Source organism: Bacillus zhangzhouensis, from assembly GCF_000715205.1.
Lineage (GTDB): Bacteria > Bacillota > Bacilli > Bacillales > Bacillaceae > Bacillus > Bacillus zhangzhouensis.
In genome coordinates, this window is sequence record NZ_JOTP01000004.1 from 1 (window position 1) to 26,389 (window position 26,389).

Below are 26,389 nucleotides of genomic sequence, written 5' to 3' on the forward strand. Positions count from 1 at the left end.
GCTGATTAAGAAATATTCAAAAGAAGATAGTCATTAACACAGCCCCTCCATTGGAAGGGCATTTTTTATTTAAATCGCCATTCCTTCTTCTGTTTATCCCACGTTAACTCCTTGCGAGAAACTAAGTTTTTAACCGCCTTACGAATCGTTGGCTCATCTTTACCCGTTTTCCTTTTAAGGTCATCCATCGAGGGATTCTTTTTGAATCTGCTCATGTTATAGATGATTCGATATAGCTTTCTTTCGAGATCGGTCACACCGTAATCCTCCTATAAAAAGAATGTACGTTCGATTATAAATGTAAATAAAAAGCCCTTCAACTTCGAAGAACTTTTTAAAACAGATAATTTAATTGTTTACATACCTACTTTAACATCTCTTTCGCAAGCCATTCCCGGACGCACATCTTTCATAAAAGCATATCTCCTTTCTTCTATTAAAAACCGTTATAGTTTACATTCCTTTAAAAGGAAATGCATTCAATTATAAACATATATTGAGTATAGGTATCAAGTGTATTAATCTAATTATGTATTTACTTATATACAAAAATAAGTTACAATAAACATGAAGTGCTTAACTTCACATGTGAAATTTGATGAATTTTGCGAAAAAAGGACTTTATACCTATGTCTTAAGAATGTTTAAAATAATACAATTTGTCTTATACAGTTGTATTCCAAAGAAGGGGAGATTTTACTTGTCAAAAATTGAAACTGGAGAATTAGTGTTCCATTTGAATAGCTGGTATCAATCTATAATGAGAGGCGAGATAAAAAAAGCAATAGGCTTAAAAGGCGAAGTAGATCAACTGATGCCCTGTGCAGATCCTGATGAACAGGTTATCTTGTACTGTCAGTTAATAGAATCAAGGCATAGGATTCTACTTGAGTCTACAGAAAATAGCAGCGATAGTTTTATGCGCGCTGCAGAAGATTCAGAAGTAAACGGCATGCTGTCTTTCTACTACTATTTATTTAACGGTGTTCACGAAGCTTTTAAATCAAATAATTTTAGAGCGATCGAACTTTTTAAAATCGCTGAAAAGAAACTGGGCTTCATTCAAGACGAGATAGAGATTGCCGAATTTCACTACAGAATGGGAACAACTTATTATCACATGCAATCAACTTTCTTATCAGAGAACCATCTAGAGAAAGCCGTTGAGATATATAACAAATATGATGACTATAGCCGACGTCAAATCACTTGCAATATTGCTTTAGGACTCAATTACATAGACCAATTCAGATATGACTTGGCTCAAGAAACACTGCTAAAATGTTCGGAAATGTCGCGATCTCTTGGTGACAATATTTTATTTAGTATTTCTGTTTTTAATTTAGGGTACCTACACATTAAAAGGGACGAATTAAAAGAAGCTGTTAAGTTTATTGAAAAGTCCTTACAAAGCAAAGAGCTGAGGGAAAATGCGCCATTTGCATATCTACACGGAGTCTATGAAGCTGTTAGAAGTTACTTTAAATTAGGCGATTCAGAAGCAGCTTTAAAATGGCTTCAATTAGGCTTTACTTTGTCTTCGGCAAGGGATCACGGTATCTTTCTATTGAAATTTAACACGTTGCATTCTTTGTATGTTTTAGGTGATAATGGAAAGGTAAGAGAATGTGTGAAAAGGTTGGAACAACATAAAGCTTACGTAGATGTTGAGGCAATCGCCTTAGACATTGCCGAGTTTTATAAGCAACGAAAGGATTTCAAAACGAGTATTGATTTCTATGATGTTCTGATTAATGCCAAAAAACACATTCTAAAATAATAGAAGAGGACGTGTTTTGTTTGAAAAAATTGGCGTGTTTTATTTTAGCAGGAGCAGTCTTATTTTCTGTTGGATACTCTTCACAAAGTAGAGGTATGACGGGTACTAACGTGAAGTTAGAGGAAGTAAAACGAGATTTAGCTTCAAGAGGTATGACGGGAAGCAGCGTAAAGCTAGAAGATCTAAAATACAAAGTTGCTTCAAGAGGTATGACAGGTTCATGAGATCAGCCCTTCCTATAAAGGGCGATTTTTTTAACGTATTATTGTATTTACTTAAACACAAAAAGTGATATAATCTAATACTAGAGGTGATTTATTTTGGGGAAAGGTAGACCGAAAGAGTTTGATAAAATGATACCGTATCATACTAGGTTGCAAGAAAAAACTAAAAATATTGCTGATGCAATTGTCGTGACTTCGCAGTTCAAAGGTCATCGGGAGTTAATCGAATACCTTTTAGATCTTTATAAAAAAGAGCACCCGGAAGACTACAAAAAAGCCGAAATGTATTTAGAATTAACTAAAAAAGAACCTGCCGAATAAGGGGGGTTCTTTTATTGTGCTTAAATTTTCTTTCTTTTGTATATATGTATATTTGTATGAATAATGTGAACATTGAACGAAGTAGCTGCGCATAGGATAATGACTCTCTTTCGCTTTCATCACGCGGAAGTACTCGGAACAATACGCCAGTCATGATGAGCATCATGACGGCAGAAACTAGATAAACTGACCGCCAGCCGGCGAGATCGGTTAGTACACCAGCGAATGTTCGTGCAAGAAGAATACCGATCACGATTCCACTTTGTACCAAGCCAACGATACGGCCACGCTCGGCTGGGGCAGCCAAAGTCGATACGAACGCTACGATCACCTGAGTCACCACAGCAAGCAGTCCGACCGCAGCTAATCCGATGAACAGCACAGTGGCGCTGGGAGAGATGCCGACCAACATTAGAGACAACACGGATAAAAGCATCTGTCCGATGATTAGCTGACGTCGATTCAATAGATCACCTAGTGGTACTAGCAGTAACAACCCTAGCGCGTAACAAAGCTGAGTAATAGTGATGACAATGCCGATGGATGAGTGGGTGATACTGAACTCTGTCGCCAATGAGTCTAGTAATGGTTGTGCATAGTATATGTTTGCAACAGCCATCCCACAGGCCGTTGCGAACAATAGTGCCATATAGCGAGTCATGGTTGATTCTGATTTTATTTGTACGTGATCCGTGTTCATATCATGATCCTCAATTGTAATAGTTGTTTTTTCTTTAACCTTTACCATGACTTATATCCCCTTTTTGTACTTTTGAGTATAATATACCAATCAGTATAAAATGATTCCTGATAAGGATAACCAACAAAATGTTTTGGAGTCAAGTAGATAATTCAGATGTTTGACTATTTCTTTTGAAAAGAGAACACAATTTGACAATATAACTTGAATTAAATAGAATCATAATATACTGATTGGTAATGAAAAGTTGAGATATTCCTGACTCAAATTTTCGAAATTGATAAGAAAAAAGAAACGATATGAATTTGAATCAAGTATCGGATAATGAAGGAACTGAAAAATGAATGAGAACTTGCTCATCATATAAGAATAAAGAACAAGATAATTAAGTGAAGAAATTTTTGAAAAGAGGAATTTATGATGGTTCGACAACGTGAATTTGATGAGGAAAAAGCGTTGGATGATGCAATGCTGCTTTTTTGGGAGAAGGGGTACAAGGCTACTACATTAAGCGATTTAACTGCCAAAATGGGGATACAACGACCAAGCTTATACTCAGCTTTTGGAGACAAAGAGGAATTGTTTGAGGCTGCATTACGCAAATATACAAAGCTGCATGCTTCCCATATTCGAACAAAACTTCAAAATAATCTATCTGTAAAAGATTCATTCCGCACATTTTTTGAAGATTTAGTGGAAGAGGAATATAGAGATAGTCCAAGCAAGGGATGTTTTTGCATTAATACCATAGTGGAACTTGCCCCTCACGAAGAGAAATTTGAAATTCTGACAAGAGAGCATCAGATGTATCTTTCGGTCATTTTTCAAGAAAAGATTGTCCAAGGTATTCGCTCAGGTGAGCTCGAGAGCAACCTGAATGCTAAAGCTTTAGCACAGACACTAGTCGTTTCATTAATCGGACTTACCGTATTCATAAAATCTCGTCCAGAGCGTTCATTTGTAGATCATTCTGTAGCGATGATATTATCAATATTAAAATAAATTGATCGAAATTCCAGTTTTATCAATTATGTCAGCGTCCGTGAAAATAGGGAAGAGAGAACTCAATCTATTAAATCGACTACAGCTGTATTTTCATTTTTATGCACCAAGTTTCAACCTTTTTCATAAAAGAAGGGGTCATTCATTAATTTAAAAGCGTATTTTGAACAATTTTTCTCAAAATACGCTTTTTCTTTTTGGCCAACCATGCATAGAAACCGTTTTTGTGATATGATAAGAGAACAAACATTCGCACTAGTGGTTGTCAACCACACAGATGAAACACGAGTGACATCTGCAAATCATGAAAGCATGTGTTCATGCTGAAAGAAAGCAGGAGATACAATGAAACCATTAACAAAAGAAGAAAAAAATCAAATGATGATTGACATTCAGCGTTACTTTGCCGAAGAACGCGAAGAAGAGATTGGTGAATTAGCTGCCATCAATATACTAGAATTTATCACAAAAAATCTCGGAAGCTACTATTATAATCAAGGAGTTCGTGACAGTCGCAACATCGCTGTTCAGCGATCACAATTGTTAGAGGAAGACCTATTCGCACTCGAAAAAAGAATGTAATCCTTATGGTATGTGTTTTACTATCTGATAAAGAGAAAAGAGACCCCCTTAATAAAGAACGCATATTCGTATCATATGTAATGATGAAAAGGTGGAAACCAAAGGTCCATCTGAATCGTTATATAAGTAACCATTAATTGAAAAACAGCTCTTTTGGTTTTATTTCATCATGATAAGGAATAAAACATACAAATAGGCGAAGTGCAGATGATGGAGGTTCTAAATATGGGGAAAATTAAATTAAAAATTGCGGTCTTATTTGTTTTACTGCTTTGTTTAGGCGCAGGTTATTTATACATGAATGGCATGAAAATTGAAGATGTGCCAACAGCCATCGGCGAAAGCTTAACGAATAATGATAAAGATTACACAATCTATGAATATACCATTACGAAAATTGATGGAGATGAATATTACGGTCAAGCGAAAAACGGAACAAAAATCATTTTTAATGGAAAGAAATTTGAAGATGATGTCGCTGACTTGAAGAAAGGCGATCGTATTAAAGCCTACTTTAGTAATGAAAAAAGAATAGATGGTCTTATAAAAGTAGTAAAAGTCGTTAATTAACATGTCTCCTTTCCTATAAGGAGGCTTTTTTTATGAAATAAGTAAAGAAATCTTGATTGTTGCATTTGTCAAAAAGGATCGCTATAATAACCCCTAAGGACAGCTGAATATCGATTGTATCCTTCGGGGCAGGGTGAAAATCCCGACCGACGGTAATAAAGCAAATGCTTTACAGCCCGTGACCCGTTAATTTATTAACGGTTGATTCAGTGAAAAGCTGAAGCCGACAGTGAAAGTCTGGATGGGAGAAGGATAAAGAAAGCTATGAACGAAAAATGTTTGTTGATCATAGTTTTATTTCTAATGCAAAAAAACCAAAGCCCCGGAATTTTTTCCGGGGCTTTCTGTATGTACATGTAGTAGACGGCATGCAGTATTTATTAGGTGATCCCTCATTTACCTTGTATGGACCATAAAAAGCGACGAAGGTGTTCAATCGATCACATGTCCCTAACATCGCTTTTTGATAAAGTGAGAAATACAAATGAAAGAGAAAGGGAGGATCACATGTTTACGGGAATTATTGAAGAAGTTGGCTCAGTGCAGTCATTAAGCAAAAAGTCAGCAGATGCCATGGAAATTGTCATAAAGTGCAGCCGTGTGTTAGAAGATGTTCATCTTGGAGACAGTATCGCAATCAATGGCGTATGTCTCACAGTCACAAGCTTTACAAAAGAACAGTTCACGGCAGATGTGATGCCTGAGACGGTTAAAGCCACATCGCTGGACCACCTTACATCAGGCAGTCCAGTCAATTTAGAGCGAGCTATGTCCTCGAATGGCCGATTTGGTGGCCATTTTGTATCAGGTCACGTCGATGGGACGGCTATCATTACCCGAATAGAAAAGAAGAGTAATGCCATTTACTATGATTTAGAGATGGACAAGACCCTCACAGACATGCTCACCAAAAAGGGATCAATTGCGATAGATGGTGTCAGCTTGACCATTTTCGATTTGCGTGATGCACACGTCACAGTTTCTATTATTCCTCATACGCTTGAAGGAACTATTTTCCCGACTAAATCTATGGGGGATATAGTGAATATAGAGTGTGACATGATCGGTAAATATATTTATCGCTTTTTAACAAAAGAGCCAAACGGAAAGCAGCCATCCCGATTGACCCCATCATTTTTAAAAGAGCACGGATTCTAGGAGGCGATTGTATGTATCATTCAGTTGAGGAGGCAGTAAATGCCCTCAAACAAGGAGAAATCATTATCGTAGTAGATGATGAAGACAGAGAAAATGAAGGAGACTTTGTGGCACTCGCTGAGCATGCAACGCCGGAAGTCATTAACTTCATGGCTTTACATGGAAGAGGTCTCATTTGCACGCCAGTCCATGCGTCGATTGCCAAACACCTAGACCTGCATCCAATGGTAGAGCAAAATACGGATGCACATCATACAGCATTCACAGTGAGCATCGACCATACGTCAACGACGACCGGTATTAGTGCTTTTGAGCGCTCAACCACCATGTTGGCCATGTTAAATAAAGACGCAAAACGAGAAGACTTTGCCCGCCCAGGTCATGTATTTCCGCTCATTGCAAAAGAGGGCGGAGTACTAGAAAGACCGGGTCATACAGAGGCGGCCGTTGATCTTGCTAAGCTGGCGGGTTCAGAGCCAGCGGGTGTCATATGTGAAATTATGAATGTAGATGGATCAATGGCACGCGTCCCTGAACTGAAGGAAATTCAAAAGGAACATGATTTAAAGATGCTTACAATAGAAGCATTGCAGATACATTTAAACAATAATCAAACAACAACGATCGAAACAAAATAAAAATCACAAAAAAGGATGATGAACATATGAATACAATACAAGGGCATGTAGTAGCAGAAGGATTAAAATTTGCCATCGTAGTGGCAAGATTTAATGATTTTATTACAAGTAAACTGCTAGATGGAGCAGAAGATACATTGCTTAGACACGGAGCAAACGGTGACGATATCGATGTTGTGTGGGTACCGGGTGCTTTTGAAATTCCATATATGGCAAAAAAACTAGCCGAAACAAAAAAATACGATGCGGTCATTACACTTGGAACAGTGATCCGAGGCGCAACAACTCACTATGATTATGTATGTAACGAAGCGGCCAAAGGAATTGCTCAAAGCGCCATCTCAACAGGGGTACCGATTATCTTTGGTGTACTGACAACAGAATCCATTGAACAAGCTATTGAAAGAGCGGGTACAAAAGCTGGAAATAAAGGCAGCGAATCGGCTGCAGCTGCTATTGAAATGGCCAACCTAAACCGAACGTTTCGTTAATTTAATGAAAAAGAGTTTAAAAACGGCATGAAAATGTTTATAATGTGTGATGAGCAAATAATTCATAAGATATTTGCTGGAAAATAGGACAATTTTAATATTGAGGGGTATATATGTTAATTCGTTACAAGAGGTCTTTTGAAAAAATTGCCATGGGACTCCTGTCCTTTATGCCGGGTGAGAAAGACGTCAAACAGCTTCAGCAGACGATGAAGTCATATGAAATGGATGAAGATCGGCAGCTGTTCCTTTGGAAAGATGGCGAGGATATCGTAGGTGCCATTGGTGTGCTGAAAACAGACGACCAAGTGCAAATCGAGCATATTAGTGTCAATCCATCCCATCGTGATCAAGGAATTGGCAAGGAAATGGTTTTAGCCGTGGAAGAGGTATTCAAAACCAAAACACTCATTCCAAATGAATTAACGCAAGGCTTCTTTCATAAGTGTCACAGTGAAACAAATTAAATATCACACACATGTAAAAGCAGAGGCTACAGTCCTCTGCTTTTTTTACGTTCGATCTGTTTCTCCCGTTCAAGCAATACATCTGTCCGGTCACGCAGTCTATGTTTTTCGATTAGAAACGTGTGGGATAAGTTACTTTCCTGTCCAAAGGTCAATCCTTCTTTTTGAGCCATTTCTCTGCATAATGAAAGAAGTGCTTGATCTTTGATTGGAAGCATAACACTCTCGTAGGGACTGTCTTCATCCATTTTCTTTTTCAGTGTCCTAAGAAGCAAAATAAACGCCTCATCATCAAGACCTAGCTTCGATAATACGGATCGATTGATTTCTAATAAGTGAAGGCTGTTTGAAATGAGCCGTTTTGCTCCTTTTCCATTTCCCCGTCTTTGATGATACAAAGCAACAGCAAGTTGAATCAGACCAACCCAATATTCTTTACGCTGCTCCGGGGGATCTTCCTTCCAATATTCTTCAAGAATTTCATGACACTCAAAATAATCTCTTGTCGTATGAAATTCGTGTAAAAAAGCCACGTACGCTTCAGGATACACAGCGGTCATCTCCTTTTCCACTATCAGTCTAACACACCGAAAAGAAAAGAAGAAAGAGCGCCCCTTAGTGAAAGGACGCTCTGTTTCTTTAATAAACCCAAGCCGCGCCAACGATGATTAGCAAGATGAAAAGCACGACAATAAGCGCGAATCCTCCGCCGAAGTTATAGCCATCTCCCATAATGATACGGCCTCCTTTTTCATCAGTTCTGATTACAATGGTATTCTATGTATAAGTGCCCTCATTGGTATGGGCGATTCCATTGTTTTTCTTGTTTTGCCTAGGGCAACATGGTCGAAATTATATTGGACGAGAGCTTTATCCTGTCTTATACTAAAGGTTAGCCGGTGAAACGGTACTTAGAAGACAGTAGAAATGGTGAGAAAAGAATGCTGGAATATCAGGTGAAAATAGATTCGTTTGAGGGTCCTTTGGACTTGCTTTTACATTTAATCAACCGTTTGGAAATTGATATTTATGATATTCCCGTCGCTAAAATTACGGAGCAGTATTTATTATATGTCCACACGATGAGGGAGCTTGAGCTCGACGTTGCGAGTGAATATTTGGTGATGGCTGCAACTCTCCTGAGTATTAAAAGCAGAATGCTTCTTCCGAAACAAGAGGAAGAGCTATTTGATGAAGACCTGCTCGAAGAGGAAGAGGATCCTCGCGAAGAGCTGATTGGCAAATTGATTGAGTACCGCAAGTACAAAAATGCAGCCCAAGAACTAAAGGAGCGCGAGGAAGCAAGACAGAATGCCTTTACAAAACCTCCGAGTGATTTAAGTGAATTCGCAAAAGAAGCGGAAACGAAGGACACAAACTTACATGTAACGGTGTATGATATGTTAGGTGCGTTTCAAAAGGTATTGAACCGAAAAAAAATAACGAAACCAGCTCCATCAAAAATTACAAGACAAGAAATTCCGATTGAAGACAAAATGAATGAGATTATGAACCATTTAAGAAAAACAAAAAAGCGGACCAATTTTATGACTCTATTTCAACATGATCAAAAGGAACACCTTGTCGTGACGTTTCTTGCTGTTCTTGAATTGATGAAAAGTCATCACATCATGTTAGAGCAGGAAGGGAACTTTGAAGACATTTATATAATAGGGAGTGAAACGATTCATGACGCTTGATATCGTGAATTGGAAAGCCATCTTAGAAGCGTTGCTGTATGCAGCAGGTGACGAAGGCTTAACAAGAAAACAGCTCATGTCAGTTCTTGAAGTAGATGAGGCGGCATTACTCGATATTGTGTCTGCCGTAAAGGAAGAATATCAAAAACAAGAACGAGGGATTGAGCTCATCGAATATGCAGATTCATATATGCTGCTGACTAAAAAAGAGTACAGCATGTATTTAAAAAAATTAGTAGAGACACCTTCCAAAGGCTTGTCACAGGCAGCGCTGGAGGTGCTTGCAATTGTCTCTTATAAACAGCCGATCACGCGAAGTGAGGTTGAGGAGATCAGGGGAGTCAAATCAGAGCGGGTGCTTCACAGCTTAGTAGCCAAAGCGTTACTCTGTGAAGTTGGACGTGCCGATGGTCCGGGACGTGCGATTCTTTATGGTACAACGCCTACCTTTTTAGAGCAATTTGGCTTAAAAGCCCTAGATGAATTACCACCGCTTCCAGAGAATGTTGAAGCAGATGGTGTGCAAGAAGAGGCTGATCTATTTTTTGAAAACTTCAATCAAACATTTGAAGAGATAAAATAGTTCAAAATAAGGAAAAATGTATGATAAAATATAAAAAAGATTTTAGGTCTAAAATCTTTTGATGAAAGATAAAATGGTGACAAAGCCATGAGGGGAAGGTAAACACGAAACAAATGGCACATATGAATGTAAAGGCTCAAGTTGATCAAACAGGCGTCTTTTTAACAAAGGTTGCAACTGAAGTGAATGGTTTTCTGAACGAAGCTACCTTATCAAGCTTGAAACGATTAAACCCCGAAGCGGAAGCCTATTATTGTGACATATTGAGTACATTACGTAAGCTTGCAGTGTATAGCGAGGATGCAGCGGCAGCTTGCAAAAAAATCGGCCAGCAGCAGACATTCCCGCAGCAAGCGGCACAGCAGACGCTTCTTCGTATTTATCATCAATGTATCGAAGAATTTTTTACGCCGAAAAAGGATACATGGTATGAAGATAGCCGTTCTGCCTATACAGGGAAAAACAGCATTGTTTTCCGCCATGAAGTATCGGCTGATGTAAAGCGATTATTTTCTTCATTAGAAAAAGACTTTTTAACAATGAGAGAAGAGCTAGAATATACGACATCTCATCAGCAAATGAAAATGGTATAAGTAAGAATTAAGAAGCGTCTCTACATGTAGAGACGTTTCAGCGTGTAGACAAACCCTCGCATTCGGTGTCAGTCCTGCGAGCCGGTCCTCACAAATCTAAAATCCCCTCCTATACGGTAATAGAACTTACATGGTATAAGTAAGAATTAAGAAGCGTCTCTACATGTAGAGACGTTTCAGCGTGTAGACAAACCCTCGCATTCGGTGTCAGTCCTGCGTGCCGGTGCTCACAAATCTCAAATTCGCTCCGCTCCGGTACTCGCCCTTCCTAGGCTGCAAAGGTTTTCTATCACGCTGAAAAGAAGACAAAGGGCTAAAATAAAGATCATTTTAGCCCTTTATCAATAATCTGAGCGTCTCTACATTCTAGAGACGCTTTTTTTATGGACGAGGCATCATAACTTTTTCAGCCGCGCATACACTTGTACAAAACGGACAAGGACGTGAATGAACATGCCCTATTTAAAAATTGGAACAGCAGTCCTTCTTCTATTTACACTCTTACTGCCTTTTTCCTCACCTGCGCAAGCAGACATATCGTTATCGGTGAGTGCAAGAAGCGCCATTTTAATAGATGGACAGTCAGGCAGAGTCCTATTTGGAAAGGACGAGCATGAAAAAAGGAGAATCGCCAGTATTACAAAAATTATGACGGCTGTATTAGCCATTGAATCAGGAAAAATGAAAGACACCGTCACAATATCAAAACGGGCGATTCAAGCTGAGGGCTCATCGATTTATTTAAAGGAAGGGCAGAAGGTGAGCTTAGAAGACCTGACGTACGGGCTTATGCTGCGTTCTGGAAATGATGCAGCTGTAGCCATTGCAGAACATGTTGGCGGCAGCTTAGAAGGCTTTATTTTTATGATGAACCAAAAGGCGTCTGAACTAGGAATGGAGAATACGAATTTTCAAAATCCACATGGGCTCGACGATCATAAAAACCATTACTCATCAGCCTATGACATGGCGATCTTAACTAAATACGCCATGGAGCATAAACAATATCAAAAAATTGCCGGCACGACTTTCTATAAAGCGAAGACAATGGAAGGCTATTGGAAAAATAAAAACAAGCTGCTCACCGGTTTATATCAATATTCGACTGGAGGGAAAACGGGATATACGAAGCTTGCAAAACGTACCCTCGTCTCCACAGCTGCAAAAGGGGATGCTGCGTTAATTGCTGTGACTATTAATGCGCCGGATGACTGGAAAGATCATATCTCTATGTTTGAGTATGCATTTGATCACTATAAAACGTATGTGCTTGCTGAAAAAGGAAGGCTTGCTTCGTTAAAAGGGACCTTTTATGAAAAAAAAGCGTTTATTAAGCGTGATGTGGACTATTTTTTAAATGAAGATGAGAAAAAACTAGTGGAGATTGAAACGGAAATGCTCACTCCCGAAAAGAAATGGAAAAAAAACACCGAAGCCATCCCGGATGTCGTAGGGAAAATGACATTCTTATTAGATGGTCAGGTGATCAAGCAAGTGCCGATTTTTTATGAAAATAAACGAAATCAAATGCCTCAAAAAAGCTTCCAAGAAATGTTTAAGTCTGTCTTTCAGACATCTATAGGCGGATCTTCATGGTCAATCTAATTTGGGTATTCCTCACTGTCATCGGTCTTGTCTATGCGATGTTCAACGGAACGATGGAGGAAGTAAACGAAGCTGTATTTAAGGGCTCAAAAGAAGCAGTCACCATTTCAATTGGGCTGATCAGTGTCCTTGTTTTCTGGCTGGGACTGATGAAGATAGCAGAAGAAGCGGGGCTGTTAAACTTCTTTAGTAAAATGTGCCGCCCATTCATTTCAAAGCTATTCCCGGATATCCCCCCTAATCATCCGGCAATGGGGTATATCCTGTCCAATCTCATGGCGAATTTCTTTGGCCTCGGAAATGCCGCCACACCGCTTGGGATTAAGGCAATGGAGCAGATGAAATCATTAAACGGCGGGAAGAATGAGGCGAGCCGTTCCATGATTACATTTTTAGCTGTCAACACATCCTCTATTACACTTGTGCCAACAACCGTCATTGCCATTAGAATGACCTATGGCGCAGATCAGCCAACAGACATTGTTGGACCAACCATTTTGGCGACACTTATTTCAGGAATCGGTGCGATTATCATTGATCGCTATTTCCACTATCGCAGAAGCAGGCGGGGGTGATCTTGTGGCATTTATTAACTGGCTGTCACTTGCTTTGATTCCACTGATCATCGCAGGCATTTTGATTGCTGGAACCATCAAAAAAGTACCGACCTATGAAACATTTGTGGAAGGCGGGAAAGAGGGCATTCAAATTGCCTTTTCAATCATTCCATATTTAGTTGGCATGCTTGTGGCCATCACGATATTTCGTGCGTCAGGTGCGCTTGATTTTGTTATGGGTTTATTAAAACCCGTATTTACAGCGATTGGCTTTCCTACAGAGGTGGTGCCGCTTGCGTTTATTCGTCCGATATCAGGAACAGCTGCACTCGGCATGACATCAGATTTGATTGCGACATATGGTCCAGATTCTTTTATTGGGCAGCTTGCAGCCGTCATGCAAGGATCAACAGACACCACTCTTTACATTTTAACGGTCTACTTTGGAGCAGTCGGTATTAAAAAAATGGGGGATGCGCTGAAAGTAGGTCTATTAGCAGATCTCATTGGTGTCATTGCATCTGTTATTATCGTCAGTTTGTTATTTAGCGGCGCCTAATCAGGCGCTTTTTTGTATTTAATGGATTGAAAACAGTTTTTTAGCTGAAATTAGACAGACGAATCGCTTATTTTTCCGCGAATGCTTGTTTGTTTCAAGTCAAGCAAGTAAGATAGTACATGAGGTGAAAGACAAATGGAACGTTTACAGAAAGTAATTGCACATGCCGGCGTCGCTTCTAGGCGGAAGGCTGAAGAATTAATTAAAGAAGGACGAGTTACCGTTAATGGTCAAACAGTGACAGAGCTTGGAGTGAAGGTGGGCTCTTCAGATAAAATTGAAGTCAACGGATTAAAGCTAGAAAGAGAAGAACCGGTTTACTTTATGCTTTATAAACCGCGCGGCGTCATTTCAGCTGCCGAGGATGATAAAGGCCGTAAAGTCGTTACAGACTTCTTTGATGATATCCCGCAGCGCCTTTATCCAATCGGTCGGTTAGATTATGATACGAGCGGTTTGATTTTGATTACAAATGATGGCGAATTTGCCCATACGCTCATGCACCCGAAATATGAAATTGATAAAACGTATGCAGCAAAGCTAAAAGGCATCCCTTCAAAGGAATTGCTCAGAAAGCTGGAAAAAGGAATCATGTTAGATCATAAAAAGACAGCACGTGCTCGTGCCAAAATGCTTTCTATTGATAAACGAAAGCAAACATCTATTGTCCAATTAACCATTCATGAAGGTAGAAACAGACAAGTGCGCCGCATGTTTGAAGCGATTGGTCATGACGTTTTAAAGCTAAAAAGGGAGCAATATGCATTCCTCCATATAGAAGGGATGAGACCGGGAGAGCGCAGAGAATTAACTCCGCATGAAGTAAAGCGCCTTAGAGCGATTGCTGATCACGGGAAAAGTGCTAACTAATTTTCACATAAACTTCAAAAAATGAAGAAGCATCAAAAGAAGGAGAATGCTATAATTTACCTGAATGTCAATGGGGAAGGGGTACTTCAGATGAAGAAAAGACGGTTTTTCATACGGACGGGCATTCTCCTCGTGATGCTTGCTGCATTATGTTATACCATGTATAACTCAGTATTTGCCAAACAGGATCGAGTCAAAGAAGGATCTATTGCACCCAACTTTGTCCTTCAATCTGTAGATGGGGAGCGGATTGAATTAAAGGACTTAAAAGGCAAAGGCATCTTTCTGAATTTTTGGGGTACATGGTGCGGTCCATGTAAACAAGAATTTCCTTATATGGCGAATCAATATCAAGTGTTCAAGGATCGCGGTGTGGAAATTGTTGCAGTGAATGTTGGGGAATCAAATATTGCCGTTAAGAATTTTATGGATGCCTATGGCGTGAATTTTCCGGTTGCTATGGACAAAGACCGTCAAGTCACAGAGGCATATGATATTACGCCACTGCCAACCACATTTTTAATTAATCCAGAAGGCAAGGTAATCAAAGTCATAAAGGGAACCATGACAGAACGTAATGTCTATGAATATATGAGTTTGATTAAACCAAAGGGGTCATAGAATGAAAGAGGTAAAGTGCGAGTGTGGACATATTAATCCAATCGGTACTGTTCTATGTGAATCATGCGGAAATCCCATTGCGACAAAAGAGAAAAACTCTTCAAAGCTGCTAGATATGAGATATGACGGCAGTGCGAGACGCTCGCAAACATACAACAAAACGATTGTTGATAAAGTATGGAACTTTTTTTCTTCCGTAAAAGTGGGTGTGTGGCTCATTGTCATCACACTATTAGCTTCTTCGCTAGGAACTATTTTTCCGCAGGAGCGGTTTATTCCGCCAGGTGCATCAGCTTCCACTTATTATGAGGAGCAATATGGATCGTTTGGCAAGCTATATTACATACTTGGATTCCATGATCTTTATAGTTCTTGGTGGTTTTTAGCCCTTGTAGCCTCTATTGGAATATCCCTGGTGATTTGCAGTCTCGACCGGGTCATTCCTCTTTATCGGGCACTCAAAAATCAAGGTGTTGTCAAAAAAGAAAGCTTTCTGAGAAGGCAGCGTCTGTTCAGCGAAACAGACAAAACATTAGATCAGCATACATATGAAGGCATCGTTAGAGCGATGAAACAAAAGCGTTACCGCGTGCGAGAAGAAGATGGACATATTTTAGCTGAAAAAGGCCGCTTTTCACGCTGGGGACCTTACGTCAATCACATCGGATTAATTATTTTTCTCCTTGGATCGATGCTCCGGTTTGTCCCGGGCATGTATGTCGATGAAACGCTATGGGTGAGAGAAGGCGAAACAGCACCGATCCCAGGCACGGATGGACAATACTTCTTGAAAAATAATGCGTTTTCGATTGATCGCTATGAATCTGGAAATGAAAAAGAAGTGTTTGAAAATGCCATTGAAAAGGCTGGCGACGGTCAAGTGGTGAAAAGTTATAAAACCGATGCCATCTTATACAAACGTGAAGGGGAAGTTGTTTTTGGTGAAAAACCAAAGCTGAAGCAGGTAACAGAACACGATATCAAAGTGAACGAACCGCTTAAGTTTGATCATTTCTCATTATATCAAGTGGATTTTAAACAAAATGAACTCGATCAAATGGTCTTTCAGTTGATTCGAAAAGATACAGAAGAATCTTTCGGAACAGTGAAGATTAATCTGCTGGAGCCTAAATCAGAATATGATCTTGGTAGCGGTTACAAAGTCAAGGTGATGAGCTATTTGCCTGATTTTTATTTTGATGAAGATGGAACGCCAAGTACGAAAACAAGGAATCCGAATAATCCTGCTTTCGTGTTTGAAATGATCTCTCCTGAAAAACCTAAAGGTGAAAAAAGCTTTGTGGCTATTCAAGAGACAGTAGAGGGTTCTGATAACAATATATATAAGATGAAGTTTGATCGCGTTGAAACGAAAAACGTAACAGGATTGACCGTTAGAAAAGACTTAACACTTGGGATACTAATCGTTGGCGGGATCATCTTCATGATTGGTGTCGTGCAGGGGATGTACTGGCAGCATAGAAGAATCTGGCTGTCGGCAAAGGACGGAAAAGTATTTGTGGCAGGACACACAAACAAAAACTGGTTTGGCTTAAAGTCCGATCTCAATGTGTTACTGAGTAGCAGCGGCATCAAACAGCCAGTTGATCAAAAAGAACTGCCTGATACAACGAGTATCAGCAAAAGCAAGGGGGAAGGATTAGATGGCGGCAGTCAGTGAAAATCTGTTATTTGCAGCTTTTCTATTTTATTTAGCGGCAGTTCCTTTTTTTGGCGGTGCCATTAAAGGAAAAAAGAAAGAGGATGGACCGCGCAGAAATAAGTCGGCACTCATCGGCATTACGCTCACCATCATCGGTTTTTTGAGCCAATTTGGTTATTTTATTTCAAGATGGATGGCGTCTGGTCATGCACCAGTCAGTAATTTATTTGAGTTCACAACGGCTTTTGGTATGATGCTGGTGCTTGCATTTATCATTTTATATTTTGTGTATCAAGTGTCTGTACTTGGGTTATTCACACTTCCGATAGCCTTGTTGATCATTGCCTATGCAAGCATGTTTCCATCGGATATTTCACCGCTGATTCCTTCACTTCAAAGTAATTGGCTATATATTCACGTGACAACAGCAGCGCTCGGTCAAGCCATTTTAGCGATCAGTTTTGTGGCAGGTGTCATCTTCCTTTTAAAGCATGTCGATCAAACAAAGCCAGGGAAAAAGACGTTTGGTTTAGAGCTTGTCATGTTCATGATTGTGGTGACACTTTCGTTTATCGCTGTCACATCAGTCTTTAGAATGACAGGGTATGAAGCGAAGTTTAATTGGATAGATAAAAATAAAGAAGAAAGTGTCATGATTTATGAGCTGCCAGCCTTAGTCGGGCCTCATAAAGGGGAACTTGTGACGCAAGATCGAATGGAGCCTTTCGTTGATTTACCACCTGTTTTTTCAGGCAGAAAGGTCAATACAGTGTTATGGTCATTTGGCGTCGGGCTGATCATTTACGGGCTCCTTAGATTGATCATTCGCAAACGACTAAGTGCGCTGCTTCAACCGCTCGTGAGACAGGTGAATCTCGATTTAGTCGATGAAATTGGGTACAGAGCTGTATCTATTGGTTTTCCTGTATTTGCGTTAGGTGGACTGATCTTTGCGATGATCTGGGCGCAAATTGCATGGACAAGATTTTGGGGCTGGGACCCGAAGGAAGTATGGGCATTGATTACGTTTCTCTTTTATGCAGCCTATCTCCATCTTCGGTTATCGCGAGGCTGGCATGGCGAAAAGTCCGCTTGGCTTGCCGTAATCGGGTTTGCCATAATTATGTTTAATCTCATCTTTGTCAATCTTGTGATTGCGGGACTGCATTCTTACGCATAATCACAAGAAAAAGGCCAACCTTTATGATTCAATTCGGCTTTTTGTTAAAATGAATGTAACAACGGAGAAAGCAGGAGGATTGTCTAATGGAACATACAACTCAAACGAAAATATTAGTCGTAGATGATGAGGCAAGAATTCGCCGCCTTTTAAAAATGTATTTAGAACGTGAAAATTATGAAATTGATGAAGCGGAAAATGGGGACGAGGCGATTCAAAAAGGGCTTCAAACCGATTATGACCTCATTTTGCTTGATTTAATGATGCCTGGCACAGATGGGATTGAAGTGTGTAATCAAATTCGAGATAAAAAAGCCACGCCAATCATTATGCTGACGGCAAAAGGTGAGGAAGCGAACCGTGTCCAAGGGTTTGAGGCAGGAACGGATGATTACATCGTAAAACCTTTCAGCCCGCGTGAAGTTGTTTTACGCGTGAAGGCATTGCTCAGAAGGTCTTCTCAAACGTCATATCTCAATACTGGGACCACAACAAAGGATGTGCTTGTGTTTTCTCATCTATCTATTGACCATGATGCACATAGAGTGACAGCTGATGGCAAAGAAGTAAGTCTGACGCCGAAGGAATATGAGCTTTTATACTTCCTTGCGAAAACACCAGATAAGGTCTATGACAGGGAGAAGCTTTTAAAAGAAGTGTGGCAATATGAATTCTTTGGTGACCTGAGAACAGTAGATACTCACGTGAAAAGACTTCGAGAAAAACTGAATAAAGTGTCTCCAGAAGCTGCGAAAAAAATCGTAACTGTATGGGGTGTTGGGTACAAATTTGAGGTCGGCGCTGAATGAAGCTTTGGAAAAGTGTCGTAGGGAAGCTATGGTTGACCATTCTCTTCCTCGTCCTCATTGTTTTATCTATTTTAACCGTGCTTCTTTTAGAATTCATTGAGAATTATCATGTGGAAGAAGCAAAGTCTGATTTAACACAAATGGCAAATAAAGTAGCGGTTATTTTAGAAAGTCATGAGGATCAATCGCTCGCAAGGTCGATTACATCAGAGCTTGCTGACAAATTGACGAGTATTGCGATTATTCAAGAAGATGGACTAGAATGGTATTCGTCTGAAAAAGACGGAAAGCTTCCTGCGATAACAAAGGAACAAATTGAAGCGGACAAAGATTTGAACGAATCACTCAAAAACCGAAAGAAAATCAGTAAACGTGCAGAACCTGATACAGGCAACCAGAAGGATGAACGAATTGTAGTAGGTGTTCCTTTTGAGGCAAACGGAAAAAAAGGCATGGTCTTTCTTTCTCAGTCTCTCCTCGCTGTAGAACAAACAACCAAACATACAACGCGTTATATCTTCTTAGCTGCCGGAATTGCGATCATTCTTACCACAATTTTTGCTTTCTTCTTATCTACACGTGTCACCTATCCTCTGAGAAAGATGAGAGAAGGAGCACAGGATTTGGCGAAAGGGAAATTCGATACAAAAATCCCTATTTTAACGCAAGACGAAATTGGAGAACTGGCCATCGCCTTTAATCAAATGGGGAAGCAGCTTAAATTTCATATTACAGCCTTAAATCAAGAAAAAGAACATTTGTCCAACATTCTAAGCAGTATGGCTGATGGCGTCATCACCATCAATATTGATGGAACGATCCTTATGACCAATCCTCCTGCAGAACGATTCTTGCAGGCGTGGTATTACGAGCAAAATATGAAGATCAAAGATGGAGATGAACTGCCGCCAGAAGCGCGAGAACTGTTTCATACAGCCGTCAGCACGGAAAAAGAGCAGATGATCGAAGTATCGCTGCAAGGACGTACTTGGGTTCTTCTCATGTCTCCGCTGTATAATCAGCAGGATGTCAGGGGAGCAGTTGCGGTACTTCGCGATATGACAGAGGAACGAAGACTTGATAAGCTGAGAAAAGACTTTATTGCCAATGTTAGTCATGAACTTCGCACACCAATTGCTATGCTGCAAGGATATAGTGAGGCCATTGTAGATGACATTGCTGGATCAGAAGAGGAAAAGAAAGAAATTGCGCAAATTATCTATGACGAATCACTTCGAATGGGGCGTCTTGTGAATGACCTTCTGGATCTAGCGCGGATGGAAGCTGGTCATATCACGCTTAATCTTGAATCAACAGATACAGAAGAGCTGATTGAGAAAATCTATCGTAAGTTTCTTGGTATTGCGAAAGAAAAACAAATCAACCTTACGTATGAGATTCAAGTGGAAGAACCACATTTTGTATTTGATCCAGATAAGATTGAGCAGGTTTTTACCAATCTCATTGATAACGCCATACGTCATACACCAGAGGGCGGAGAGGTTCATTTCTCAGTTCAATCGGTGGAGAACGGGCTGAAGATGGCTGTGAAAGATTCTGGAAGCGGAATCCCAGAAGAGGATCTGCCATTTATTTTCGAACGGTTCTATAAAGCGGATAAAGCAAGAACGAGAGGTCGTTCTGGTACTGGGCTTGGCCTTGCGATTGTGAAGAACATTGTAGAGGCACACCAAGGCTCGATTCATGCACATAGCAAAGCCGGTACAGGTACACACTTTACCTTCTATATTCCGAGAAAAAAGCAGGAACTCGTCTAATCTTGACGAAGAATCTTGTTACATGAGAAACACTTCTTTTCGAAAGAAAACGAAGTGTTTTTTCTATTTTCATATTTTTAAGGAGAAGTTAAACAAAAATCCCTTTCCAAATTGTTGAACTTGTAATATATTTGTCATAAAGTTGTAATGTAACGTTTTGTAAGAGTCACTCGACAAAAATAAGTGAACGGAGGGGTTTCCTATGCATGAAACCTTTCAAAAAATATATGATTCGTACCACCAAGATTTGTACCAGTTTTTATTTTATATGGTAAAAGATAAAAATCAGGCAGAGGATCTCGTTCAGGAGGTTTACATTCGGGTACTTCACTCATATAAAACTTTTGAAGGAAGAAGCAGCGAGAAAACATGGCTGTTTTCAATTGCAAGGCATGTGGCGATTGACTGGTTTCGCAAACAGCAAACCATTAGACAACGGGTGCTCGGCACGTTTGATTGGGATAAGCAGGATGTGAAAGATCCAGATTTACTCCCAGATGAACTGGCTGTACAGGATGAAAATGTAAAAGAAATCTATGCCGCACTTGATCATTGCACCATTGATCAAAGAGCTGTCATCATTTTACGGTTTATCCAAGGATACTCAATCATGGAGACGGCAAAGGCGTTAAAGTTCTCGGAAAGCAAAGTCAAAACAACTCAGCACCGAGGCCTGAAAGTGCTCCGAAAACATATGGAGCTTTTGAAGGAGGAGCTAGTGAATGAAAACGAACAGGTCCGATTGGAGCGAAGAACGAATCAAGGTGTTACTAAGTCAGCTTCCAAAGGTGGAGGACAACCGTTCATCTAAGCAGATTTATCAGCAGATGCTGATGGCAAGCGGGAAGAAAAAGAAAAATGTCAAATGGATCGGTCCAGCGGTGGCTACCGTTGTGGTTTTATTTATGGCGTTTTTGATTTCTCCTCATTTATTTCAGCCGGCTGCTCACGATATGAAGCGAGTAAAGATGGAATCGAGTGCTGACAAAGGGCAGGTGAATGCAACATTAGAGGCGGTAAAACATACAAATGGGCCCTCACATGTTGTTTCGAATGCTGACCAGCAAAAGTATATGACGATTGCATACATAGATGAATCGACTTCTCAAGTTGTCCCGATTAGTATTGAAAAAGAGAATGAGCACGGCCATGTGAAGGCAATGCTGAGCACATATGAACAGGTGCAGCTGGCTGACATGACAAAACCTCTTCAATCTTATATTGATATGGTGGATATTAGTGAAAAAGGGGATACGCTGGTCTTTCAGCTAAAAAGTGATTTGTCTCTTGATACATTAAAAGAAGCCAACCGGTTTAAAGACATGGTAAAAGAAACACTGAAATGGAGCCAATATAACCAAGTGCAAGTCAAGTCAGTCAAAGGCTCTCATCTTCAATTAGGGACAAATGGAAGCATTGGAACGATTTCAATTGATAAACAAACAAAGCATGCTTATTACGTATTAGAGAATAAGAGCGGGACATTTTTGGTGCCCTCAAAAACGCATTATTCATCTTATGAAGATGCGGTAGAGGCCATGAAACGAGCAAGCGATGCAGGACTTGATCCATTAATTAAAGAAGAACCGATTAAAGAAGTGACATCAAAAGGAAAACATGTGACCATCTCGTTTGGAGCATCAGCACAATTAACGGACTCAATTGATCATATTCTACTTATTGAAGGTTTGCTGCTCACAGCGAAAGATTTTGGTTTTACAGATGTCACGATTCAAAATGCAGGGATAGATCAAGTAGGACCCTATGAATTAAAAGAACCAATAGAGGTGCCGGCTCTGCCAAATCCAGTTGTCATAAAAGATCGTTAAAGGACGCAACATATTGCGTTCTTTTTTGATGTATAGAAAAGGGCATCCTTGCTATATACTAAGCTGTCATGAAAAGAACCTCAAAGAAGGGGAGTCACTGATGAAAAGGTATTGCTTCATATGCGTCAGCTGTGTTTTGCTCTTTATTTTATCACCATTTGCACATGCACAGAAAACAACCGAATGGGTGGAACCAGTGAAAGGGGAAGTCACCGATTTGTTTGGGACAAGAGGTGGTTCGCATAAGGGATTAGACATTGCTGCGCCAGAAGGAGAATCCATTTTTGCTGCAAGCGAAGGGGTGGTTACTCGTTCTTATGTCTCTGCTACATATGGAGAAGTCGTGTTTATTCGGCACCCAAATGGGTATGAAACCGTCTATGCCCATTTACACGAGCGCCATGTTACAAATGGAGACGATGTACAAGCAGGGCAGCCGATCGGCATCATAGGCAACACAGGGGCCTCTAGAGGTACTCACTTGCATTTTGAGGTGCACCGCGGCAACTGGTCAGTGAGCAAAGAAGATGCGGTCGACCCGCTCACAATCATTGCGATGGATCGATTCCAAGAGCCAGCCCTTCATGTAAACGGACATGAAAAATATACATATGTCATTCAGCAAGGCGATACCCTCTGGTCGATTGCAAAAGAACACCAGATGACCGTGGATCAATTGAAAAAGATCAATGCTTTGACAACGCATCTCATACGAACGGGTGACCGTTTAATGATATCAACAAAATAAACCTCATGCTTTTGCATGAGGTTTACCATTGTTTTTATAGGTCGATCAGACGTACAGAAAGAATATCTCGTACTTCAGTTAATTTTTGGACAATTTCATCCTCAAGATGTTTATCGAAGGAAAGCATCATGATGGCTTCGCCGCCTTTTTCTTTACGTCCTACCTGCATTGTCGCAATGTTGACATCATGGTCGCCTAAAATCTGTCCGACTTGACCAATCACACCAGGTGCATCCGTGTGCTGAATGTAGACAAGATGTCCATCTGGATAAAAATCAATATTAAATCCATTAATAGAGACAACGCGTTCCCCTAGATGCGGGATGTAGGTTGCTTTTAAAGTAAAGGTTGAAAGATCACCTTTGACTTCAATTGAAATACTGTTCTCGTAACCAGATTCGCTGGAAGAAATTTTTTCACTAAAGCTAATGCCGCGTTCTTTCGCTACCATCCCAGCATTTACTTCATTCACAGTCGAGTCGACGCGCTCTTTTAAAAAGCCTGACAGTAGACTTTTTGTAATAAAGGATGTTTCGAGTTTTGAGATAGAGCCTTCGTAAGAAATGCTCACTTCTTTTACTGGTTCTCTCATGGATTGAGAGACAAGACGTCCAAGTTTTCCGGCAAATTGATGATAAGGCTGAATCTTTTTGAACTCGTCTTTTGTCATCGCTGGTAGATTGATAGATGACATGACAGGAAGTCCTTTTGCAAATTGAAGCACCTCTTCAGATACTTGAGCCGCTACATTTAATTGTGCTTCTTTTGTAGATGCACCAAGATGCGGAGTTGCAATGACGTGTGGATGATCTACAAGCGGATTATCGGTAGGCGGTTCTACCTCGAATACATCGAGTGCAGCTCCTGCGACATGGCCACTTTCAAGTGCTTCAAGAAGGTCACCTTCGTCAATAATCCCTCCGCGTGCACAGTTAATTAGGCGAACGCCTTTTTTCGTTTTTGCAATCGTTTCTTTATTGAGAAGTCCTCTTGTTTCTTTTGTTAATGGGGTATGTACAGTAATAATATCTGATACTTCGAGTACTTCATCAAGTGATTTGGCATTGACACCGATTTTCTCTGCACGTTCTTTTGTGAGGAATGGGTCAAATACGTTGACAGTCATGCCAAAAGCTCTTGCACGCTGAGCGATTTCGCTTCCGATTCTACCTAAACCAACAATTCCAAGAGATTTTCCGTAAAGCTCAGCACCGACATATGCGCCTCTGTTCCATTCTTTTGATTTAACAGAAATATTGGCTTGCGGAATATGACGCATGAGAGATGAGATCATTGCAAACGTATGCTCTGCTGTTGAGATCGTATTACCGTTCGGTGCATTGATGACAATGACGCCATGCTTTGTCGCTTCATCAATATCAATGTTGTCTACGCCCACACCAGCACGGCCGACAATTTTTAATGAAGTCATTTTTTCATAAAGTTCTTTTGTGACTTTTGTTGCACTTCTGACAAGTAAGGCATCAAACGTGTGTAATTCATCTTCTGCTTCTGTTACATTTTTTTGGACAATTTCAACAAAATCTGATTCTAAAAGTGGTAAAAGACCATCATTGCTCATCTTATCTGAGACTAATACTCGAAACATCGTAAGATTTCCTCCTAAAATAAACGTCATAAATATCTGATAATTTACCATATTCCTTTTCACTGTGTCAATCAAATTAAAGCAGTAAAGCGAAAAAGAAAACACGAACATTCCTTAGTGTCTTTATAAAGAATGGACACCTTTAAACAAAAGATAACCAATTTTTGCGCATTTGTCATTATAATTTTTGCGTTTTTTACGATTTTTTAAAACTGATGAAATTGCTCAGGATTTTTATCTGTACAAATGCTCATATATCATATATAATGATGTCGAATTGAATAATGATCAATCTTCGGGGCAGGGTGCAATTCCCTACCGGCGGTGATGAGCATAGTCTCTAAGCCCGCGAGCCTTTTTTGGCAGGATTCGGTGTGATTCCGAAGCCGACAGTATAGTCTGGATGGGAGAAGATGGAGGTTCATAAACGTTGAAAACATTGTTGTTTACACGTTTATTTGTCTAGCCTAAATTCCCCGCTCCTGTTTTCAAGAGCGGTTTTTTTATGGCTGAAAATTGAACAATCCTCTTTTCGAAAGATTTGATCGAAAAGGAGAGAGAATGTTGAATCAAAGTAGAGTAAAACGTTTAGTAGTAACAAGTATGCTCAGTAGTATTTCGTTTGTTTTAATTTTATTGGATTTCCCTTTTCCAGGGCTTCCAGCTTATTTAAAAATTGATTTCAGTGACATTCCAGCGATTATTGCGATTTTAATTTATGGACCGGGTGCAGGAATTGCTGTTGAGGCATTAAAAAATGTACTGCATTACCTCATCCAAGGCAGTATGTCTGGCGTTCCTGTTGGGCAAGTCGCCAATTTTATCGCAGGCACACTATTCATCTTGCCGGTAGCCTTTATGTTCAAAAAAATTAAATCAGCAAGAGGGATGGCATGGTCTATGATCATGGGAACGTTGCTTATGACTGTGATGATGAGCATTTTAAATTATTTCTTGTTCCTCCCCGCGTATACATGGTTTTTAAATGCGCCTGAACTGTCAGATCATGCACTGAAGACAACCATTACAGCAGGGATCTTACCTTTTAACTTTATAAAAGGAATCATCATTACCATCGTGTTTAGCTTCATTTTTGTCAAAATGCGTCCATGGTTTGAAAATAAACGCCGACTGCAAAATAGTTAATATAAAAAAAGCCCCTGCATAAGGGGCTTTCAGCGTGAAGACAAACCCTCGCATTCGGTGTCAGTTCTGCGTGCTGGTGCTCACGAATATCAAATTCGCTCCGCTCCAGTACTCGGCCTTCCTAGACTTCAAGGGTTTTCATATCACGCTGAAAAGAAGACAAAGGGCTAAAATAAAGATCATTTTAGCCCTTTGTCAACAATCTGAAAGCCCCTGCATAAGGGGCTTTTATACTATTCATGCTTAAGTGGGTCACCCTCGAAAGATTCGTCCGCAACTTTGATTGAGTCAGTTGGACATCCTTCAAATGCATCAAGCATATCTTCTTCAAGTACTTCTGGAACTTCTACAGTCCCTTGGTTGTCATCAAGCGTAACAAATGCAATGCCTTCATCATCATAATCATAAATGTCTGGAGCAGCTGCACCGCATGCGCCGCAAGCAATACATGTGTCTTTGTCTACAATTGTATATTTTGCCATGTTAAAAAAATACCTCCCAGATTGTTCGATGGAACAAATGGTTTAACCTTTTTAGTTTCACCGATAAAAAACCAATTTCCTCAAACCTTATTGTAATGATTTTAAATTCACATTTCAACTGTAA

The 26,389-nt window shown here is 40.0% G+C and carries 31 protein-coding genes, 1 pseudogene and 2 riboswitches; of the genes and pseudogenes, 26 read left to right on the forward strand and 6 right to left on the reverse strand.

Annotated features, from left to right (window positions below; genetic code table 11):
- Nucleotides 1–65: 65 nt before the first annotated feature.
- Nucleotides 66–257 carry a helix-turn-helix domain-containing protein gene (locus BA70_RS04465; protein ID WP_034318759.1) on the reverse strand — a complete coding sequence of 64 codons (192 nt, stop codon included), beginning with the start codon at nt 255–257 and terminating at the stop codon, nt 66–68.
- A gap of 443 nt (nt 258–700) precedes the next feature.
- On the opposite strand from BA70_RS04465, the gene BA70_RS04470 reads away from it, so the two are divergent.
- The 3 genes from BA70_RS04470 (at nt 701) to BA70_RS04480 (ending at nt 2,325) form a co-directional block, all read left to right on the forward strand.
- Nucleotides 701–1,780 (forward strand): response regulator aspartate phosphatase, encoded by a 1,080-nt coding sequence (locus BA70_RS04470; RefSeq protein ID WP_034318762.1) that lies wholly within the window; start codon nt 701–703, stop codon nt 1,778–1,780.
- Nucleotides 1,781–1,800: 20 nt separating this feature from the next.
- Nucleotides 1,801–2,004, forward strand: coding sequence for a hypothetical protein (locus tag BA70_RS04475; RefSeq protein WP_034318764.1), 204 nt, complete (start codon nt 1,801–1,803; stop codon nt 2,002–2,004).
- 96 nt (nt 2,005–2,100) lie between these two features.
- Nucleotides 2,101–2,325 (forward strand): hypothetical protein, encoded by a 225-nt coding sequence (locus BA70_RS04480; protein WP_034318767.1) that lies wholly within the window; start codon nt 2,101–2,103, stop codon nt 2,323–2,325.
- A gap of 52 nt (nt 2,326–2,377) precedes the next feature.
- Here BA70_RS04480 and BA70_RS04485 read toward each other — a convergent pair.
- Nucleotides 2,378–3,025: pseudogene (locus BA70_RS04485) on the reverse strand (MFS transporter); the annotation flags it as partial.
- 420 nt (nt 3,026–3,445) lie between these two features.
- On the opposite strand from BA70_RS04485, the gene BA70_RS04490 reads away from it, so the two are divergent.
- From BA70_RS04490 to BA70_RS04520, 7 genes are all read left to right on the forward strand, one after another.
- A complete protein-coding gene (locus tag BA70_RS04490) occupies nt 3,446–4,027 on the forward strand; it encodes a TetR/AcrR family transcriptional regulator (RefSeq protein WP_034318770.1) in 582 nt (193 codons plus the stop codon).
- A gap of 345 nt (nt 4,028–4,372) precedes the next feature.
- Nucleotides 4,373–4,609, forward strand: a complete 237-nt coding sequence (locus BA70_RS04495; protein ID WP_034318772.1) for a DUF2164 domain-containing protein — start codon at nt 4,373–4,375, stop codon at nt 4,607–4,609.
- 225 nt (nt 4,610–4,834) lie between these two features.
- Entirely contained in the window at nt 4,835–5,179 is a 345-nt protein-coding gene (locus tag BA70_RS04500; RefSeq protein WP_034318777.1) for a hypothetical protein, read from the forward strand.
- Nucleotides 5,180–5,294: 115 nt separating this feature from the next.
- Nucleotides 5,295–5,436, forward strand: a riboswitch (FMN riboswitch).
- 250 nt (nt 5,437–5,686) lie between these two features.
- The gene (ribE, locus tag BA70_RS04505) at nt 5,687–6,337 is read left to right on the forward strand and encodes a riboflavin synthase (protein WP_034318780.1); all 651 of its coding nucleotides are present in this window, start codon (nt 5,687–5,689) and stop codon (nt 6,335–6,337) included.
- An 11-nt stretch (nt 6,338–6,348) separates the two neighbouring features.
- Nucleotides 6,349–6,975, forward strand: coding sequence for a 3,4-dihydroxy-2-butanone-4-phosphate synthase (gene ribB / locus BA70_RS04510; protein ID WP_078061646.1), 627 nt, complete (start codon nt 6,349–6,351; stop codon nt 6,973–6,975).
- Nucleotides 6,976–7,001: 26 nt separating this feature from the next.
- Nucleotides 7,002–7,466 carry a 6,7-dimethyl-8-ribityllumazine synthase gene (gene ribH / locus BA70_RS04515; RefSeq protein ID WP_034318783.1) on the forward strand — a complete coding sequence of 155 codons (465 nt, stop codon included), beginning with the start codon at nt 7,002–7,004 and terminating at the stop codon, nt 7,464–7,466.
- 113 nt (nt 7,467–7,579) lie between these two features.
- On the forward strand, nt 7,580–7,933 hold the full coding sequence (locus tag BA70_RS04520; RefSeq protein WP_034318785.1) for a GNAT family N-acetyltransferase: 354 nt from the start codon (nt 7,580–7,582) through the stop codon (nt 7,931–7,933).
- Nucleotides 7,934–7,959: 26 nt separating this feature from the next.
- Here BA70_RS04520 and BA70_RS04525 read toward each other — a convergent pair whose 3' ends face one another.
- Nucleotides 7,960–8,484, reverse strand: coding sequence for a DUF309 domain-containing protein (locus BA70_RS04525; protein ID WP_034318788.1), 525 nt, complete (start codon nt 8,482–8,484; stop codon nt 7,960–7,962).
- Between the two features lie 88 nt (nt 8,485–8,572).
- Nucleotides 8,573–8,665: a YjcZ family sporulation protein gene (locus BA70_RS19325; RefSeq protein ID WP_012010430.1), complete on the reverse strand. Its 93-nt coding sequence runs from the start codon at nt 8,663–8,665 to the stop codon at nt 8,573–8,575.
- A 209-nt stretch (nt 8,666–8,874) separates the two neighbouring features.
- On the opposite strand from BA70_RS19325, the gene BA70_RS04530 reads away from it, so the two are divergent.
- From BA70_RS04530 to BA70_RS04600, 15 genes are all read left to right on the forward strand, one after another.
- Entirely contained in the window at nt 8,875–9,633 is a 759-nt protein-coding gene (locus BA70_RS04530) for a segregation/condensation protein A (protein ID WP_034318791.1), read from the forward strand.
- Nucleotides 9,623–10,216: an SMC-Scp complex subunit ScpB gene (scpB, locus tag BA70_RS04535; RefSeq protein ID WP_034318793.1), complete on the forward strand. Its 594-nt coding sequence runs from the start codon at nt 9,623–9,625 to the stop codon at nt 10,214–10,216. The genes BA70_RS04530 and scpB overlap by 11 nt, the downstream gene beginning before the upstream one ends.
- A 113-nt stretch (nt 10,217–10,329) precedes the next feature.
- A complete protein-coding gene (locus tag BA70_RS04540; protein ID WP_034318796.1) occupies nt 10,330–10,809 on the forward strand; it encodes a YpuI family protein in 480 nt (159 codons plus the stop codon).
- Nucleotides 10,810–11,262: 453 nt separating this feature from the next.
- Nucleotides 11,263–12,414 (forward strand): D-alanyl-D-alanine carboxypeptidase family protein, encoded by a 1,152-nt coding sequence (locus BA70_RS04545; protein ID WP_034318799.1) that lies wholly within the window; start codon nt 11,263–11,265, stop codon nt 12,412–12,414.
- Nucleotides 12,402–12,989 (forward strand): nucleoside recognition domain-containing protein, encoded by a 588-nt coding sequence (locus tag BA70_RS04550; protein WP_034318801.1) that lies wholly within the window; start codon nt 12,402–12,404, stop codon nt 12,987–12,989. Before BA70_RS04545 ends, BA70_RS04550 begins: the two co-directional genes overlap by 13 nt.
- A 4-nt stretch (nt 12,990–12,993) precedes the next feature.
- Complete coding sequence (locus tag BA70_RS04555) at nt 12,994–13,530, forward strand: spore maturation protein (protein WP_034318804.1); 537 nt, start codon at nt 12,994–12,996, stop codon at nt 13,528–13,530.
- A gap of 135 nt (nt 13,531–13,665) precedes the next feature.
- Nucleotides 13,666–14,400, forward strand: coding sequence for a 23S rRNA pseudouridine(2605) synthase RluB (gene rluB, locus BA70_RS04560; RefSeq protein ID WP_034318807.1), 735 nt, complete (start codon nt 13,666–13,668; stop codon nt 14,398–14,400).
- Nucleotides 14,401–14,490: 90 nt separating this feature from the next.
- The gene (gene resA / locus BA70_RS04565; protein WP_034318809.1) at nt 14,491–15,021 is read left to right on the forward strand and encodes a thiol-disulfide oxidoreductase ResA; all 531 of its coding nucleotides are present in this window, start codon (nt 14,491–14,493) and stop codon (nt 15,019–15,021) included.
- A 1-nt stretch (nt 15,022) separates the two neighbouring features.
- Complete coding sequence (resB, locus tag BA70_RS04570) at nt 15,023–16,702, forward strand: cytochrome c biogenesis protein ResB (RefSeq protein WP_034318812.1); 1,680 nt, start codon at nt 15,023–15,025, stop codon at nt 16,700–16,702.
- Nucleotides 16,686–17,864: a c-type cytochrome biogenesis protein CcsB gene (gene ccsB, locus BA70_RS04575; RefSeq protein WP_034318815.1), complete on the forward strand. Its 1,179-nt coding sequence runs from the start codon at nt 16,686–16,688 to the stop codon at nt 17,862–17,864. Before resB ends, ccsB begins: the two co-directional genes overlap by 17 nt.
- Nucleotides 17,865–17,950: 86 nt before the next feature.
- Nucleotides 17,951–18,673, forward strand: a complete 723-nt coding sequence (locus BA70_RS04580; RefSeq protein WP_003215596.1) for a response regulator transcription factor — start codon at nt 17,951–17,953, stop codon at nt 18,671–18,673.
- Complete coding sequence (locus BA70_RS04585; protein ID WP_034318818.1) at nt 18,670–20,451, forward strand: ATP-binding protein; 1,782 nt, start codon at nt 18,670–18,672, stop codon at nt 20,449–20,451. Before BA70_RS04580 ends, BA70_RS04585 begins: the two co-directional genes overlap by 4 nt.
- 202 nt (nt 20,452–20,653) lie before the next feature.
- Nucleotides 20,654–21,262 carry an RNA polymerase sigma factor SigX gene (gene sigX, locus BA70_RS04590; RefSeq protein ID WP_034318821.1) on the forward strand — a complete coding sequence of 203 codons (609 nt, stop codon included), beginning with the start codon at nt 20,654–20,656 and terminating at the stop codon, nt 21,260–21,262.
- Nucleotides 21,174–22,280, forward strand: coding sequence for a hypothetical protein (locus BA70_RS04595; RefSeq protein ID WP_034318822.1), 1,107 nt, complete (start codon nt 21,174–21,176; stop codon nt 22,278–22,280). Before sigX ends, BA70_RS04595 begins: the two co-directional genes overlap by 89 nt.
- Nucleotides 22,281–22,380: 100 nt before the next feature.
- The gene (locus tag BA70_RS04600) at nt 22,381–23,028 is read left to right on the forward strand and encodes a M23 family metallopeptidase (protein WP_034318825.1); all 648 of its coding nucleotides are present in this window, start codon (nt 22,381–22,383) and stop codon (nt 23,026–23,028) included.
- Nucleotides 23,029–23,062: 34 nt separating this feature from the next.
- Here the strand turns inward: BA70_RS04600 and serA are convergent, their stop codons facing one another.
- Nucleotides 23,063–24,637 (reverse strand): phosphoglycerate dehydrogenase, encoded by a 1,575-nt coding sequence (gene serA, locus BA70_RS04605; RefSeq protein ID WP_034318829.1) that lies wholly within the window; start codon nt 24,635–24,637, stop codon nt 23,063–23,065.
- Between the two features lie 287 nt (nt 24,638–24,924).
- Nucleotides 24,925–25,056: riboswitch (FMN riboswitch) on the forward strand.
- 142 nt (nt 25,057–25,198) lie between these two features.
- On the opposite strand from serA, the gene BA70_RS04610 reads away from it, so the two are divergent.
- Nucleotides 25,199–25,783, forward strand: a complete 585-nt coding sequence (locus tag BA70_RS04610) for an ECF transporter S component (RefSeq protein WP_034318833.1) — start codon at nt 25,199–25,201, stop codon at nt 25,781–25,783.
- A 233-nt stretch (nt 25,784–26,016) separates the two neighbouring features.
- Here BA70_RS04610 and BA70_RS04615 read toward each other — a convergent pair whose 3' ends face one another.
- Nucleotides 26,017–26,265 carry a ferredoxin gene (locus tag BA70_RS04615; RefSeq protein ID WP_003215700.1) on the reverse strand — a complete coding sequence of 83 codons (249 nt, stop codon included), beginning with the start codon at nt 26,263–26,265 and terminating at the stop codon, nt 26,017–26,019.
- Nucleotides 26,266–26,389: the final 124 nt, after the last annotated feature.